This window comes from Paenibacillus sp. HWE-109, assembly GCF_022163125.1.
Classification (GTDB): domain Bacteria; phylum Bacillota; class Bacilli; order Paenibacillales; family NBRC-103111; genus Paenibacillus_E.
Genome location: NZ_CP091881.1, coordinates 5,745,631 through 5,762,142 on the forward strand (window position 1 = coordinate 5,745,631; position 16,512 = coordinate 5,762,142).

Here is a 16,512-nt window from a genome sequence, read left to right on the forward strand (position 1 = left end):
GCTGCTTCACCAGTTGAACACCTGGTGAGCAGCCTCGCTATTGTTTTGTATCTATGTGTGACGAATAACAGGAAAACCACTTTCCACGCTGAAATACTCAATTTAACAGGAGATTTTCCAGTTGGAAGATTCTAGTCATTGCCAATGTACGACGCGTATTCGTCTGCTGTAAGCAACCCTTCCAAGGCATCAGCGCCCGATACTTCCACTTCAACCATCCAACCTTCGCTGAAAGACGCACTGTTCACGAGTTCAGGTGAACCTTCCAACGCACTGTTCACAGCCGTCACTTTGCCTGAAATGGGAGAAAAAATATCTGAAACCGTTTTGACGGATTCCACACTCCCGATGCTTTCGTTCGCGGTAATAGCTGTTCCGACTTTAGGAAGTTCCACAAACACAATATCACCCAATTGATCTTGGGCAAAATCGGTAATGCCCACACGTACAACCGTATCCGACAGCTTCTCTACCCACTCATGGTCTTTGGTGTATAACAAATTGGCTTGTACTTCACTCATCGATTAACGCCTCGCTTACCCGCAAATTTTGCTTTTAGCTTAATCTAAGCGGAACATCAAAGTCAAGGCGGGATTCCAAAATATGTTCTTAAAAGTTGCAGTTGACAATTCCCACCAACTTGGGCAAATAATAAAGTAATTAAATATTGGCGAATGATGGTATAGGGAGAGACCGCAACGCAAGTACGCGGCGCCGAAGGAGTAAGCCCGAAGTGGTGAATCTCTCAGGCAAAAGGACCTGTATCGGACGCAACTCTGGAGAGCTTCGGTCACCGCAATTGGCGGGGAATCGGACACCCAAGGGGAAACTTGACGAACGTTAGTTCGCTCGAGGCAACTCTCAGGTAAAAAGGACAGGGCAAAAGGTATGTTTGTGTTGCATACTTTTTGCTCTTTTTTGCATGCCCATGACAATGTTTCGGGCAACATAAACAGTATACAAAATGTGGAACGAAGGTGAGGTTGCGAGCATGCTAAAACGAACACCGCTCTTCCCGATTTATGCGGAGCATGGAGCGAGAGTCATTGATTTCGGCGGCTGGGAGCTGCCTGTGCAGTTCGCCGGGATTCAAAAAGAGCACGATGCCGTCAGGCAGCAAGCCGGACTTTTTGATGTGTCCCATATGGGCGAAGTCAACGTGAGCGGGGAGGACGCCCTTGCTTTTATACAACGCATTACGACGAACGACGCCTCGAAGCTTGAAGCAGGCCAGTGCCAATACAGCCTCATGTGCTATCCCAGCGGCGGTGTTGTAGACGATCTGCTCGTATACAAGGTGAGTGATAACGACTACATGCTTGTCATCAATGCGTCCAACATCGACAAGGATCTCGCTTGGATGCAGCAGAATCTCAGTGGCCAGGTAGAACTAGCCAATATCTCGGACGAAACCGCCATGCTCGCACTGCAAGGACCCCATGCCGAGCACATTTTGGCCAAAGTGACAGATGCCCCTATTCAAACCTTGAAAACGTTCCGCTTCCTGCCTGAGGCAGACGTCAAGGGAATTAAGGCGCTCATATCGCGCACAGGCTATACGGGCGAGGATGGATTTGAGCTTTATATTGATCAAAAGGATGCTGTGGCGCTATGGAAGCTCCTTCTTGCAGCAGGGCAGGAACATAGCCTTGTCCCAGCAGGTTTAGGAGCGCGTGACACGCTGCGTTTTGAGGCGCGGCTGCCGCTTTATGGGCAAGAGTTGTCACAGGACATTACGCCGCTGGAAGCCGGACTCTCTTTTTTCGTCAAGCTGGATAAAGGTGATTTCATCGGCCGTGAGGTGATCGCAGGACAAAAGGCAAACGGAACTCCCCGCAAGCTAGTCGGCATCGAAATGATCGAACGCGGTATTCCGCGTCCTCATTATCCCGTTTATGCGGATGGCAAGCAGATCGGCGAAATCACGACTGGCACACAATCCCCAACGTTCAAAACGAATGTGGGGCTGGCGTTAATCGACTCCGCTTACAGCGCTTTGGGCAGCGAGCTAACAGTTGAAATCAGAGGGGTTCAGGTGAAGGCCAACGTCGTTGCCACCCCTTTTTATAAAAGAAAATCATAGGCAGACCAAACGACATGCGAGAGGAGCCTTCACGTCATGAAACACCGTTACTTACCGATTACTGAGCAGGATCAGAAAGAAATGCTGGACACCATCGGCATCTCCTCCCTGGAAGAGATGTTTCAGGATATTCCTCAACAGGTTCGCTTTCAGGGTGAACTGAACGTCTCCAAGGCGCTCGATGAGCAAGGCCTGCTGCGCTACATGCGCGGCTTGGCGGGTCGCAACGCCGACTTTGACCGCTATGCCAGCTTCCTCGGCGCTGGCATCTACGATCATCACCTTCCGGTGGTGATCAATCACGTCATCTCACGCTCGGAGTTCTACACCGCGTATACGCCTTACCAACCGGAAATCAGCCAGGGCGAGCTGCAGGCGATTTTCGAATTTCAGTCGTACATCTGCGAGCTTACCGGCATGGCCGTGGCGAACGCCTCGATGTACGACGGTGCGACGGCGCTGGCCGAAGCCGGCGCTCTTGCCAGCGGCGCAACGAAGCGAAGCCGGCTGCTTGTCTCCCGCGCTGTACACCCGGAGGCGCGCGCGATTCTTAGCACGACCGCCCGCGGGCTGAACCTGGAAGTGGTCGAGATCTCACTCACGCCGGAGGGCGTGACGGACCTCGATGACCTCACTTCCAAGCTCAAGGGCGACAAGGCCGCCGCGGTCATCCTCCAATCGCCGAATTTCTTCGGCTGCTTGGAGGATATCGCGGCCGTGGAGCCCCTCGCGCACGGCGCGGGCGCGCTGCTCGTCGTGAGCGCGAATCCGCTCACGCTCGGGCTGCTGGAAGCGCCGGGCAAGCTCGGCGCTGACATCGTCGTCGGCGACTGCCAGCCGCTCGGCATCCCAGCTTCGCTGGGCGGGCCGACGTGCGGCTACTTCGCCGTCGCCGAAGCCTTGATGCGCCGCATGCCGGGGCGCATCGTGGGCCAAACCGTGGACCGCGCCGGCAAGCGCGGCTTCGTGCTCACGCTGCAAGCGCGGGAGCAGCACATCCGACGTGAGAAAGCCACGTCGAATATCTGCTCCAACCAAGCGCTTCTCGCGCTCTGCGCATCTGTGTACTTGTCCACGATGGGCAAGCAGGGCATTCAGGACGTCGGCAAGCTCAACGTCCAGAAAGCCCATTACGCGGCGAATCGCCTCACCGCGTCAAGCAAATTCAAGCTGCCATTCACCGGCAGCTACTTCAATGAATTCGCCGTCCAATTGCCGGACGGCACGAACGTCCAGGAGCTGAACAGCAAGCTCCTGCAGCATAACATCATCGGCGGCTACGACCTCGGCCGCGACTATCCCGAACTGGCCGGCCATATGTTGATTGCCGTTACCGAGCAAAGAACGCGCGAAGATATCGACGCCTTCGCCACCGTATTGGAGGAACTCGTATGAGCGAAAACAACGTGAATGTGAAAGCCGACGGCAAAGCGCTCATTTTCGAAATGAGCCATCCCGGCCGTGTCGCCTATGCCTTGCCGGAATCTGACGTGCCAGAGCTGAACTTCGATGAAGCGCTGCCTGCGAAATTCATGCGCAAGCTGGCTCCAGACCTTCCGGAAGTGTACGAAGTAGACGTAATCCGTCACTACACCGCCCTTTCCCGCCGCAACTTCGGTGTCGATAACGGTTTCTATCCGCTCGGCTCGTGTACGATGAAATACAACCCCAAAATTAATGAGGACGTCGCCCGCTTCCCAGGCTTCGCCAAAATACATCCGTACCAGCCCGAAGAGTCACTGCAAGGCGCACTGGAGCTGCTCTACAATCTCCAACATGATCTTGAAGCCCTCACCGGCATGGATCGCGTAACCCTTCAGCCTGCGGCTGGCGCTCATGGCGAGTGGACTGGACTCATGATGATTCGTTCCTACCATGAAAGCCGCGGCGAGCAAAGAACCAAAGTCATCTGCCCTGACTCTGCCCATGGCACCAATCCGGCCAGCGCTACAGTCGCCGGCTTCGAAACGGTCACGATCAAGTCGAACGACCGCGGCCTCGTCAACCTCGATGAGCTGCGTCGTGCAGTTGGCCCAGATACCGCAGCGCTCATGCTCACGAATCCGAACACACTCGGCTTGTTCGAAGAACAAATCGTCGAAATTGCTGAGATCGTCCACGCCGCCGGCGGACTCCTCTATTACGACGGAGCCAATGCCAACGCGATTATGGGCATCACGCGACCAGGCGACATGGGCTTCGATGTGGTGCATCTCAACTTGCACAAAACGATGAGCACACCGCACGGGGGAGGCGGTCCTGGCGCTGGCCCCGTCGGTGTCAAAGAAAAGCTGATCCCTTTCCTTCCAACGCCGCTGGTCGCCAAACGCGAAGATGGCAGCTTCTATTTCGATTACAATTATCCGCAAACGATCGGACGCGTCAAAGGTTATTACGGCAACTTCGGCATTCTTGTCCGAGCGTATACGTACATCCGCACACTTGGTCCTGAAGGCTTGCGCAAAGTTTCCGAATACGCCGTGCTCAATGCCAACTACATGCTTGCCCGGTTAACACCGTATTTCGATGTGCCTCATCCCCGTTTCTGCAAGCATGAATTCGTGCTTTCCGGCAACAGGCAGAAGAAACTGGGTGTCCGCACGCTTGATATTGCCAAGCGCTTGCTCGACTTTGGCTATCACCCGCCAACCATTTATTTCCCGCTCAGCGTGGAAGAATGCATCATGATTGAGCCAACAGAAACGGAAAGCAAACAGACGTTGGATGAATTTATCGATACGATGATTGCCATCTCCAAAGAAGCCGAAGAAAATCCGGAATTGGTCAAAAATGCCCCATACACCACCGTAGTCAGCCGAATGGACGAAGCACTCGCCGCGCGCAAACCCGTTCTTAACTGTACTTGCGGATAGTCCCTTACTTCACACTTGCCCGCCTCTTCCGCTTATTCAGCGATGAGGCGGGCTTTCTCATTCCTGCGACATGATCCTTGGATCGCCCGCATATAACGTACGACGGGGAACAAACCTTGGACAAGACCATTCATTAAGCAGTTGCCTGGCCACTAAGGAGCGATGAAATGACCAAACGACGATGGTATTACCGTCTTCTATTCTCTTATTTGCCCGTTTTTTTTATGATTACGTCCCTGCTGATTGTGCTAATCATTCTGTCCATCAGTCAGTTGTCCAGAAAAGAAGCCGAGAAAGCCAATCATACCTATGCGCTGCACGTCATGCAATCCATCGATTACGCCTTGAAGACCGTGGATGAATATGTAATTAAGGAAATTCAGACCGATGAGCGGATCGAACAGTTTTTCGGCAATACCTTTGCGGGAAATCCGTATTTCTCTGCTTATGAAGTGACTGAGATGATCGTGGGAATGATGAATTACAACAAATTTATTGACTCTGTTTATTTCTACCGCGCTTCCGATCAAGTCGTTCTTAGCCCTAACACCATGATGAAAGCTGAACGTTTCGGGGACAAACCATTTATTGAAGCCATGATGCAAAGTCCTTCGCTTTACCAGCTGACGAATCAGCGCATCTACAAAGAATTTGCCGAAATGGATCAGCGCAAAGCTGTCATTTCACTAGTCCGCAAATATCCGCTCTTATCCGGGAAAAAAGGTCTCGTTACCGTCAATATCAGCATGGACGCGATTGTCCGCATGGTTGGAGACATGTCCGCCTCCAATGTGAGCTTTATCGATATTTATGACGCTGAAGGCAAGCAATTAATGGCCTCCGGAAACTATATTGGCCAAACTGACTTCAAGAAAAGAGGCTCTGAGCTAACGCGGATTCAGTCGGATTATACGAACTGGGAATATCGCAGCGGATTAAATGATGAGCATTTATATACCTTCACTTCGGTATTTTCCTATATTTGGATTGGCTTAGGCCTGTTTATGGTTGTCGTTGGAGGTGTGTGGATCACCTATGTGACGAACCGCAATTACAAACCGATGGAGCTGATTATGGCCCGCATCCAGACGCACTCCGAGTTCAATTCCATAGGTCAAGAAAACAAGAAGCAGGATGAGTTCCAGTATATCGATTGGGCCCTCGGCAATTTAATGGAACAATCGAGCCGCTATGAGAAACAGCATGAGGAGGATGTCATTTTCCGGCGGCGTCACTTTTTCAAAGAATGGCTCGAGGGCAATCGCGTTATTCAAACCGAGGAATGGCAGGCCGAAATGGCCCGATTGCAGCTGCCATCCACTTATGAACGGATGACAACCGTCGTTATTGAGCTCGATAAATATATGGAAGTATGCCGCATGTTCTCACAGAAGGATCAAGATTTGCTTAAATTTGTTTTGATTCGCGTCGTCTATGAGACCGCCGAACTGTTGGGCCTCACCCTATGGGCGGAATGGACCGCAGCTCATCGGCTGAGTGTCATTGTGTTTACCCGAATGGAGCTGAGAAAGAGCGAGAAACTCGTTGCCGATCTGAGTGAAGACGTGCGCTCGTGGGTTGAACAGCATCTGATCTTTCGCGTCACGATCGGCGTTGGTCAGGTGGTTGAAGATCTGCAAGAACTCGCGCAATCCTATGATGCGGCAGTCCACGTCCTGCGATTCAAGTCCTCGTTAGGCACCAATCGAGTCAGCTTCTATTGGGAAACTGAAAGCTCCCGGGACAGAGAGATGTATGCGCATTTGCCCCTCGTCAAATCGCTGGCCCAAGCCTTTCGCCTGGGAGAGAAGGAATGGAAAACGCTGCTTGAGCAGATCTTTACCGAACTCAAAATCGGTTTATTCTCCTACGACGAGATTCGCAACTTGATGAACTACATGGTGTATCACCTGCACCGCGAAATCGCTGAGCTATCGGCTGAGCTGCAAAGTATGTGGAAGGCAGAAACACTGCCTCCATTAAACGACGCCATCGAGCAGTTCGATACGCTTGAAGAAGTGTACGCTGTATGGCTGACTTTGCTGGAAGGAGCAGCTGAGAAAATGGCTGCTTTGCGGGAAGTCCGCAGCACCCATGCCTTGATGAAGCAAGTCCGGTCCTACATGGAAGCCCACCTCTCAGATCCTGGGTTATCGCTTAATTCATTAAGCGAACGATTCCAGCTGCATGCTTCACAAGTAAGCCGTGCCTTCAAAGAGGAGTTCGGGGAAAAATTCGTCGATCACCTCATCAAAATTCGCATGGAGCATGCCAAAAAACTGTTGGAGGTCAGCCGGATCTCCGTTCAGGACATCGGTATTCAGGTTGGCTACACACATGCGATCTCCTTTATTCGCGCTTTCAAAAAATATACCGGCATGACGCCCGGCGAATATCGCAGAGATGAGTGACACTTCTGAGAAAAACGGCTTTGCCGCCCTGAGAGATCAGCCTCTAAGTAGCGACAAAATCTGTTAAGGGAACTAGAGGTCGCTATTTTGGCAAATAGCAGGGTTGCTAGGGCAATAGCGGAACTATAGGGTCTTATTTCCACCAAAAGAGCTGAATTTCCCAGAAAACAGCAAAATAGCGGACTGTAGTTCCCTCAACCTCACAATAATCACGCTTTTTGCTAGAATAGCGCACTGTAGTTCCCTCCGCGCGAGCAGCCCGGGCAACTGCTCATTCACTCCAGAACATATAAATTCTTATATTCCAAGAAAAGCTTATCGTTAATTATTGCTCATTGCTCAGCTCCGAAAATCCCCCAATCCCTTATGCGGCGCGGGTTTATTAAAAGAGTTTATGCACTGAATCTTGTATATTGAGAGCAGCTTCCCGCTGGGTTACATTGATTCCATCGACGACAGGAACAACAGATGGCTTCATGTTACAGCCCAAGGAGGTGAAACCAATGATATCCAAAGCCAACTCTTCTTCGCCCCGTCGTCGCTTCCAGCAAAATATTCCGCTGCTTATCATGTTTGTCCCCGTTCTTTTGTACTTTATTATTTTCAAGTACTTCCCGATAGCGGGGAATATCATCGCCTTTAAGAACTACAATTTGATGGAAGGCATCTGGGGCAGCCCCTGGGTTGGCTTAAAGCACTTCAAGGTCTTGTTTACCCAGCCTCAGACCCTCACCATCATCCGCAATACGTTTACGCTAAGCCTCCTCAGCATTGTTGTCGGCTTTCCGTTTCCCATCCTGATTGCGGTCTTGCTCAATGAACTCAGGGCAATCCGCTTCAAACGTATGGTTCAGACTTTGATCTACCTCCCTCACTTCTTCTCCTGGGTTATCATCGGAGGGATTGTCGTCACCATCTTCTCTCAACAATCCGGCATCGTGAACAAATTGCTGGAGCTGTGGACGGGGCACTCCATCGCTTTCTTGTATCAAGAACATAGTTGGCTGGCCATCTTCCTCGGTTCTGGCATATGGAAAGAAGCCGGTTGGGGAGCCATCATCTATCTGGCAGCCCTGGCATCTATCGATTCGCATCTGTACGAAGCAGCCAGCATAGACGGCGCATCCAAGTGGCGGCAGATGTGGCATATAACCTTGCCAGGCATCCGCAGCACGATTGTGCTGATGCTCATCCTAGGCATGGGCAATGTCATGGAAGTCGGCTTCGATCATGTGTACACGCTGCAAAACGCGGCTGTCTCTGACATCTCCAGTGTGATCAGCACGTACATCTTCATTGTCGGGGTCCAAGGCGGCCAGTTTAGTTTAACGACAGCCGTCGGCTTATTCGAATCTCTGGTTGGTTTCTTTCTTGTCGTCCTTTCGAACCAGCTAGCCAGAAAATTCGATCAAGGGCTGTGGTAAGAAAGGAGCCTCTCTCCTCATGAAACCAACATGGGATGAAAAAATCTTTTATATCGTCAATTATATCTTCCTGGGGCTCGTCGCTTTAAGTTGTGTCCTGCCGCTCCTTCATATTGTTTCCCTGTCGCTCAGCAGCTATCAGGCTATTGTATCGGGGCAAGTCACCTTATGGCCAAAGGGCTGGACGTGGGAAGCCTACAAAGCGTTGTATGACGGCACGAATTTGGTCAAAGCTTTTCGCAATAGTGTCATTATTACCGTTGTTGGTGTTGTGCTGAGCATGGTATTTACCATCCTGGCAGCTTATCCGCTGGCCAAAAAGTTTTTCTACGCGCGCCGCTTTTTCACACTGTTCATTGTCTTCACGATGCTCTTCGGCACACCGCTGATCCCGCTTTTCCTGATCGTGAAAAGTTTAGGCTTGCTCAATACCTACGGGGCGATCTGGATGCCAGGTCTAATCAGCGCCTTTAATATGCTCGTGCTGCGCACCTTTATTATGAATGTGCCTGAGGAGTTGGAAGAGGCTGCGCGACTGGACGGATGCGGGGAATGGAAACTGCTCGCCACGATTATTTTGCCTTTATCGATGCCCGTGATAGCCACTTTAACTTTGTTCTATGGGGTCGGTTACTGGAACTCATTTCTACACGTACTTATGTTTCTAAATGACAGCACACGAATGAATCTGGCTGTGATGATCCAGCAGATGGTTGCCAGTCAATCCGTGCTTCAGGAGCTGAATGCCATCAAACAGGATGATCTGCAGCAAATGACACCGGAATCCATCAAATCGGCAGGGGTCATCGTTTTAATTGTTCCCATGCTGCTGATCTACCCTTTCTTGCAGAAGTATTTTGTCAAAGGGGTTATGATCGGCGCCATTAAAGGTTAACAACGCATGCATTGAAGGGGGTCCCACCATGTCCAGAATGACCAAAAATCAACGTAATACCTTGTTTATTTCCCTAGCTTGTCTTACTTTGCTTGCTGGCTGCACAACGCCAAAACAAACCGATCCAGGCGCTTCGGCCAGCCCAAATGCTCCGAAACCTACGGAAGCTGCCAAGCGTGGAGCGATCAATGTATCCGTTTATGACCGCGGCAACGTAGCGCCCGAGGAAGGCAATTGGGATAAAAACCGCTGGATCGATTGGATTAATCAAAACGGTCCTGTCGATGTCAAGTACACGCCTGTCCCCCGCTGGGAATCATTCCCTAAATTCAATGCTCTCCTGGCATCCGGCACTGCTCCCGATTTGATTCTCGAGTATGATGCCAACTATCGGAATAGCTGGTATTCTCAGAAGCTGATAATGCCAATTGATGACATGATCGCTAAATACAGCACAACCTATAAGTCAATTTTGGAGAAATACCCGCTGCTGCGCAAAATTGGCACGAAAGAAGATGGCAAACTCTATGAGATCGGACGTTTGAATGTCGTTGCTCCACATCATCGGCTGCTGATCCGCGAAGATTGGCTGCAGAAGCTGAACCTGCCTGTGCCGACAACGACGGAGGAATTATATAAGGTAGCTCAAGCATTCGTGAATCAGGATCCTGACGGCAACGGTAAAAAAGATACATTCGGGATCAATCTCAGCGGTGTCGGCTTCTCCGTCATCAGCCATATCTTCGGTCGTTCCATCGACTGGGCTGTGCAGAACGATAAGTTCGTGCACGATTGGGAACGGCTTCAAGCGTCTGTGGAATTCCAGAAGCGATTGTTTGACGATGGCTTGGTCGATAAAGATTTTCTCACAGATAAAAACGGACAGAAGGGCATACAGGATTTCATGAATGGCAAATTAGGTATTTTCGCTATCGATAGTGCGTGGTTTACAATTCCTAATTATGAGACGTTTAAGAAAAATAATCCCGATGCCAAAGTCATCCCAATCGCGTTGCCGAAAAGCCAGTTCGGGCAATTCTCCCCAATTATCGCCACTCCTGTCCAAATGGTCGGTGTCGTTAACGCGAAAGCCAAAGATCCCAAAGCGATCATGCAATACATCGACTGGATGGTCGAACCTAAGAACGCTACTTTGCTGAAAAACGGAATTGACGGCGTACACTCCAAAGTAGGGTCCAATGGATGTCCGCAGCCTATCGATACCGAGAAAAATAAGAAAGAGCTCTACACGGATGATTTGAACATGATGAGATCCGATTTGCTGCTGGGCAAATGTGCGGAAGTGTACTTGGTCAACCTGCGTCCTGAAGTACCTACACAAAAAGAACTGCTGGATATCAACCTGAAATCCAAAGATATTTACATTAGCAAAGATCGTCCTGTTCCTTCTCTCGGTGCTGACTTCCTCCCTGTGCTTCCAGACGATTTGCAAGCCATCGTGAAGACCACAACGAAATCAAACAGTATCGACAAAGGCGATATCTGGTTGAAAGCTCTAGTAGGCGGCAAAAACTACACGGCCGAGCAAGCCATCAAAGATGCCAAGGAGGTGTGGGACAAAGCAGGCGGCAAACAAGTCGATGATTATTACGCTGCGTGGTATGAGAAAAATAAAGCGAATACCTTCAGCATCGATGATCTCTACAAGTTTGCTGAACAGTCACAAAAAGAACTAAAATAGCAGAACCCCGGATAGGGATTAGGGAATCGTATTGATATTCTCTTATGGAGGTCATTATGAGATCCCGATACATGAAGACGTGCTTTGTTGCAGTCCTTCTGATGGCGATCATTCTCTCATTGCTTCCCTGCTATCAGCCTCATGCTTATGCAGCTTCACCTGGGATTACACAAGACTATTGGAATAACGTTCCCGGAGGGAAAGTTGAACAGATTCCATTGAACACGCCTCCCACAGGGTCTAGAGTGCTCTCTTCTTTGGAGACGCCGAACAATGTGGGAGATCTTTACGGCTCCCGCATTTACGGCTTTCTGACGCCACCCGTCAGCGGGGGGTACACATTCTGGATCGCCGCCGACGACAGCTCTGAACTTTGGCTCAGTCCCGACGGCGATCCTTCACACAAAGAGAAAATCGCCTATAACACGATTTATGCCAAACCAAGAGAATGGGAAAAGGCGCCCACTCAGAAATCCGTCATCGTTACCCTTACTGCAGGCAAACGCTATTACATCGAGGCCCTGCATAAAGAAAATACCTCTAACGACAACTTGGCTGTCGCCTGGCAAGGTCCCGGCATCGCAAGGCAGGTTATCCCCGGCACATACCTTACCCCTTTTGTCATACCAGACGCACCTACAAACCCTGTTCAGGACGATACCGCCAATACGTTCGGTTGGACATTTGTACCAAGCTATGAAGACGCTGCGGACTATGAATACAGCAAGGATCGCGGGCGCACTTGGCAAACTGCAACGATGAATCCGATTCAACTGGATAACCTGAACTATACAGCAGGACAAATCCAAGTGAGATTGAAAGAAACGTCAGCCGAACCAGCCGGCAAAACCCTTTCTTCCCCTGCACTCTACACAATGACCCAACCACAGCAGCCTCCTCAGACGAAGACCCTGCTTTGGCGCATTGGACTGGATAATCAGTCATCCAGCGAGTTTGCGAATTTCTCCGCATCATCCGTTGAAACATTCAACCTGCCAGCGGATTGGGCTGCTCGCACCGATTGGCATACCGTTCCCAAAGGGCTGAAACTCAGCTCCAACGGCACCATGATGATCTCTTATCAGCTCGACGCCATTCCTGAGCATGGCGTGCAATTCAGCTTCAGAAGTTTGGATGCTTATGTTTCCGTACCGCAGTTGGCCGTTTTCTCCAATGATACGATGGCTGGCTTGATCCAAATTGTGGGCTTAAGCGGCGGCAATACGACGAAGAAATTCAAAGAAACGTATGAGCTTTATATTCCCAAAGAAATGCTGCGGACAGGTGCCAATGAGCTGAAACTATCCATGGATCGCGGTTTGTATGCGGGTACAGGAGGAGATGAATTCCAATGGTTTGAATGGGATTACGCCAAATTGGAGGCGCTAGACACCGAGGCCGTCGAACCCATTCACGGTCGTTATATCCGCTTGGGCACTGCCCTTGTGTCTCATGTGCTCAAGGACCGGGATTTGCAAACGATGGATGTAACCAAATGGCTCGGACTCGCTTACAGCGGGAACGTCATTCGTTCCGGCCAGTTTTCCCGGGAATGGTTGACCGCTTTGCGTGATTTGAATTTATCGCCTGTTCTGCTGCCTTTCGGTACGTATATCAAAGATCCCGAACTTGCGACGGGTGTCGTGCCGCAGAAGGTGAAAGATTATTACAATAATCTAATTGCGGATAATGGCGATTTGTTCGAGTACTTGGAACTGGATAATGAACCAGGTGTCTTCGACAATGCTTTCGCAGCCGATCTTGCACTCGCCCAGTACGTCCATGCTCAGAAACCTTTGTTAAACCCTTGGTTGAAAGCGGTTTCACCCGGATGGGCTTATTGGCCTTCCAAAGGGATTCCCGATGGCTGGGAGCGTAACCCCGCTTATCGCAGACAAATTGAAGACTATGCCGACTTCTCCAACGGTCATAGCTATAACTTAAGCGGCATCACCATTGGCAATGGCAGCGTCGCTGTCGAAACGCTCAAAACCTACCCCGAGTATCAGGGAGACGGATTCGCTAAGCCTATGATGATGAGCGAGACTGGCGCCAACGATTTCCATACCGACAACAATCGCTACGATACGTTCGATCACCGCTTTGCTGCTGTCTTCGACAGGGAGACTCGCAGCACCATTGGCTATCTGGATTACATTATGCAGCATGCCGCTTACTTCCGCGAGTACAGCTTGCTGCAGGAGGATATCGAAATGAAATCCGCCGACGATGCGGCAGCCTGGATCAACCCCAGCGACCCGGGTGAAACGAGGCTGAACATCTTCCGCCGCTTAGCGCTGGCTTACAGTACACATGGCAAACCGCTGCCTTATGTGTATACGAATCAGAACGAGCTTGCCGGGAAAAGAGCCTATTTCCGCGCCGTCGACACATCCGCGCTCGGGGTAAGCCAAACCGGTGCAAAGTCCGATAAAATTCTGTTGAATTTCGTTAACTTTGAGACGACACCGGTCACAATGAACGTTAACGTAACGCTGCCCAGTCCTGTTCCGTACGCAGGCGAACGCTTTGGCGGCGGGAACACCTATGCCTCTGCACACCGTGCTGTAACCGTCGACGGAACGTCCGGCGCGCAATTGTCGGAGACACTGCAACCTGGCGAAGCCGTGCAATATATCTTGACCCCGCAGGAGCACATTGCTCCCAGCAAGCCTGTTTTGGACGCACGGGCCGTGTCCTACAAGACGATCAAATTGAGCTGGCAGCCAGCCTCAGACAATCAAGAAGTTGCTGGCTATGCGCTATACGATCATGGCAGCCTGCTTGCTAAGCTGCCTAAAGCAATCACGCGCTACACGCACCAGGATGTAAGGCCGGAGAGCAGCCACCAATATACGCTTATTGCTTATGATAATTCGGGCAATGAATCCCAGCCGAGTGATCCCGTCTCCCTCTCTTCCTTGACGCTCCCCACCTCGCCATTTACTACGGTGACCGGAGGCGCCATGCATGCAGAGTCGGAGCTTACAGAGCTGGAAGGCGTAACCAATCATGGCACTTTCGTCGGCATGTACTACACTCAGGGGCGTTTGAACTGGCTGAAACCTGCAGTCAAAGCCAACACGAATTATGTACTGAAAATCAAGTACAGTGCTGCCGGCAATAAGAAGGTGAACCTGGTCATCAACAATGCGCAGCATCGCGTGCTCGAACTTCCAGGCACGGAACCGAACGTGTATACGACGGTTGAATATAACGTGATGATGCCGGCTGACATCGCCAATCTCGTTATGTCCGTCGTCAAAAGCAGTGACAACGTGTTCGCTTACTTCGACTGGTTCGAGCTTAGGGAAGGCACCATTGACGAAACGCCGCAGCCGCTATGGACGAATGTCGCGCATACCAGCACCAACATGTACTACTCTTCTGCCAGCTTCGCCGCTGGGGCAAGTGGAGCAGATCTCCATGAATCCTCAACACCCGGTGACTACGTGGCGTTAGGTTTTAAAGGCACAGGAGTCCGCTGGTATTCCGATATCGAATCCACACTTGGCAAGGCTGATGTCTACATCGACGATATGCTGGTGGACACCGTGGACCTAACCACCGCGAACACGCAAGGTGCTAAGAAGGTCGTATTCGAACGAACAGGCATGCCGCTTGCGAATCATATCATCAAGGTGGTCGTTAAGGACGGGCGGGTTCTTCATCGTTCCTTCGAATTTCTGAGCCTCGAGCGTCAGCCGTTCACACCAGGGCCAGATCTGATCGTGACGGGACTCGGAACAGACCCTGATGCGCCTTATGCGGGACAACAAGGTGTTCGCTTCTTCGTCACCGTGAAGAATGTCGGTCTCCTTCCGACACCCGCCGGCAAAATCACCGGGGCCTTATTCGGCTTGAACGGGGGCTCGTTCGGATACACAGATACTTACAATCTATCGATTCCTGTGGGCGGTACAGCGACGCTTTATACGAATGCAGGCGGGGAAAACGGGTACTGGGAAGTACCCAATGGGGAAGCCATTTACCAATTGAGCGTTAATATTAACGACATCGGCCGATTCGCAGAAATGGACCGCACCAACAATACCAAAGAGATTGCCTTCGAAGTGAAGAAACGCAGCGTTGCACCTCCCGTCACCACTGCGACAGCAGACGGACTCACCGGGGCAGGTACATTCAACAAACAGGATGTGCATGTGGTCTTCACCGCAGTGCATCCGACAGCCGGGGTTGGGATCAAACAGACAGACTACCGAACCGCAGGAGGAATTTGGCAGACTGTAACAACGGCTCAACCGATTACTTTAAGTTCAGAAGGCGTCCATCAGCTCGAATATCGCTCCATCGATATGCTGAACAATGAAGAAGAACCCAAAGTGCTTCTGATTGGCATTGATAAAACGGCACCCGCGACAACCTCATCCGCAGCAAGCGGATGGCAGCGAACACCGCAAACCGTTACATTTGCCGTCTATGATGCGCTAAGCGGTGTGCAGAACACGTTTTACAGTTTAAACGGCGGCCTCCCGGCGGTTGGAAATTCCGTCACTATCGCCACTTATGGAGTGAACACCGTCAATTATTACAGTGTGGATGCTGCTGGCAATCAAGAGATCCCGCACTCTGTTCAAGTTCGTTATGATCCCGAGCCGCCTCTCCTTACTATGAGCGGCCCGCTCACTGTCTATCTGACTGATCCGATTGTGCCAAATCTCATTGTTTCTGATCCATTAAGCGGTGTAGCTTCAACCATCGTCAAATTAGACGGCGCCGTTGTTCCGACGAATCTGAACCTCCCGCCGCTCAGCCTCTGGTTAGGTCAGCATACGCTTGAAGTCACAGCAACGGATCTAGCCGGCAACCAGATCGTTCGTACCTTTGTCATTAAAGTCATCATGGATCTGGATCATCTGGATGATTTGCTGCGATTATTATGGCAACTCGGTTATTTCCAACATCAAGACACTTACAACAGCTTGCAAAATAAAGTCACGCAGCTCCAGAAGCTGCTGAATCAAAATCAACTCAAAGACCCGAAAATCTTCGAAGTATGGGTGCAGGATGGCAAATTGCTTGATGATGCCTCTGCCAATGTGCTGCGAAATGCCATCCAGCAGCTGCAGCAAAAAATAAACGCGCACAAATAAGCTTGCCCTA

At 50.9% G+C, this 16,512-nt stretch carries 9 protein-coding genes and 2 riboswitches; of the genes, 8 read left to right on the forward strand and 1 reads right to left on the reverse strand.

The features are described 5' to 3' along the window. Positions 1–131: 131 nt before the first annotated feature. Positions 132–521 carry a glycine cleavage system protein GcvH gene (gcvH, locus tag LOZ80_RS24460; protein WP_189016543.1) on the reverse strand — a complete coding sequence of 130 codons (390 nt, stop codon included), beginning with the start codon at positions 519–521 and terminating at the stop codon, positions 132–134. Between the two features lie 153 nt (positions 522–674). Next, a riboswitch (glycine riboswitch) is annotated at positions 675–771 on the forward strand. Positions 772–774: 3 nt separating this feature from the next. Continuing rightward, positions 775–880: riboswitch (glycine riboswitch) on the forward strand. 111 nt (positions 881–991) lie between these two features. On the opposite strand from gcvH, the gene gcvT reads away from it, so the two are divergent. The 8 genes from gcvT (at position 992) to LOZ80_RS24500 (ending at position 16,502) form a co-directional block, all read left to right on the forward strand. Next, a complete protein-coding gene (gcvT, locus tag LOZ80_RS24465) occupies positions 992–2,083 on the forward strand; it encodes a glycine cleavage system aminomethyltransferase GcvT (RefSeq protein WP_238167128.1) in 1,092 nt (363 codons plus the stop codon). A gap of 36 nt (positions 2,084–2,119) precedes the next feature. Further along, positions 2,120–3,478: an aminomethyl-transferring glycine dehydrogenase subunit GcvPA gene (gene gcvPA / locus LOZ80_RS24470; RefSeq protein ID WP_238167129.1), complete on the forward strand. Its 1,359-nt coding sequence runs from the start codon at positions 2,120–2,122 to the stop codon at positions 3,476–3,478. After that, a complete protein-coding gene (gene gcvPB / locus LOZ80_RS24475) occupies positions 3,475–4,956 on the forward strand; it encodes an aminomethyl-transferring glycine dehydrogenase subunit GcvPB (protein WP_283214699.1) in 1,482 nt (493 codons plus the stop codon). The genes gcvPA and gcvPB overlap by 4 nt, the downstream gene beginning before the upstream one ends. Before the next feature lie 167 nt (positions 4,957–5,123). Next, the gene (locus LOZ80_RS24480) at positions 5,124–7,367 is read left to right on the forward strand and encodes a helix-turn-helix domain-containing protein (protein ID WP_238167130.1); all 2,244 of its coding nucleotides are present in this window, start codon (positions 5,124–5,126) and stop codon (positions 7,365–7,367) included. A gap of 503 nt (positions 7,368–7,870) precedes the next feature. Then, positions 7,871–8,791 carry an ABC transporter permease gene (locus tag LOZ80_RS24485; protein ID WP_238167131.1) on the forward strand — a complete coding sequence of 307 codons (921 nt, stop codon included), beginning with the start codon at positions 7,871–7,873 and terminating at the stop codon, positions 8,789–8,791. A 19-nt stretch (positions 8,792–8,810) separates the two neighbouring features. Further along, a complete protein-coding gene (locus tag LOZ80_RS24490) occupies positions 8,811–9,686 on the forward strand; it encodes a carbohydrate ABC transporter permease (protein WP_238167132.1) in 876 nt (291 codons plus the stop codon). Between the two features lie 28 nt (positions 9,687–9,714). Then, positions 9,715–11,388: an extracellular solute-binding protein gene (locus LOZ80_RS24495; protein ID WP_238167133.1), complete on the forward strand. Its 1,674-nt coding sequence runs from the start codon at positions 9,715–9,717 to the stop codon at positions 11,386–11,388. 56 nt (positions 11,389–11,444) lie between these two features. After that, positions 11,445–16,502 carry an OmpL47-type beta-barrel domain-containing protein gene (locus LOZ80_RS24500; RefSeq protein WP_238167134.1) on the forward strand — a complete coding sequence of 1,686 codons (5,058 nt, stop codon included), beginning with the start codon at positions 11,445–11,447 and terminating at the stop codon, positions 16,500–16,502. Positions 16,503–16,512 lie beyond the last annotated feature (10 nt).

Coding starts and splice junctions, on each gene's coding strand:
- LOZ80_RS24485 (WP_238167131.1), top strand. CDS start 7,871: ATGATATCCAAAGCCAACTCTTCTTCGCCCCGTCGTCGCTTCCAGCAA.
- gcvT (WP_238167128.1), top strand. CDS start 992: ATGCTAAAACGAACACCGCTCTTCCCGATTTATGCGGAGCATGGAGCG.
- gcvPA (WP_238167129.1), top strand. CDS start 2,120: ATGAAACACCGTTACTTACCGATTACTGAGCAGGATCAGAAAGAAATG.
- gcvPB (WP_283214699.1), top strand. CDS start 3,475: ATGAGCGAAAACAACGTGAATGTGAAAGCCGACGGCAAAGCGCTCATT.
- LOZ80_RS24490 (WP_238167132.1), top strand. CDS start 8,811: ATGAAACCAACATGGGATGAAAAAATCTTTTATATCGTCAATTATATC.
- LOZ80_RS24495 (WP_238167133.1), top strand. CDS start 9,715: ATGTCCAGAATGACCAAAAATCAACGTAATACCTTGTTTATTTCCCTA.
- LOZ80_RS24480 (WP_238167130.1), top strand. CDS start 5,124: ATGACCAAACGACGATGGTATTACCGTCTTCTATTCTCTTATTTGCCC.
- LOZ80_RS24500 (WP_238167134.1), top strand. CDS start 11,445: ATGAGATCCCGATACATGAAGACGTGCTTTGTTGCAGTCCTTCTGATG.
- gcvH (WP_189016543.1), bottom strand. CDS start 521: ATGAGTGAAGTACAAGCCAATTTGTTATACACCAAAGACCATGAGTGG.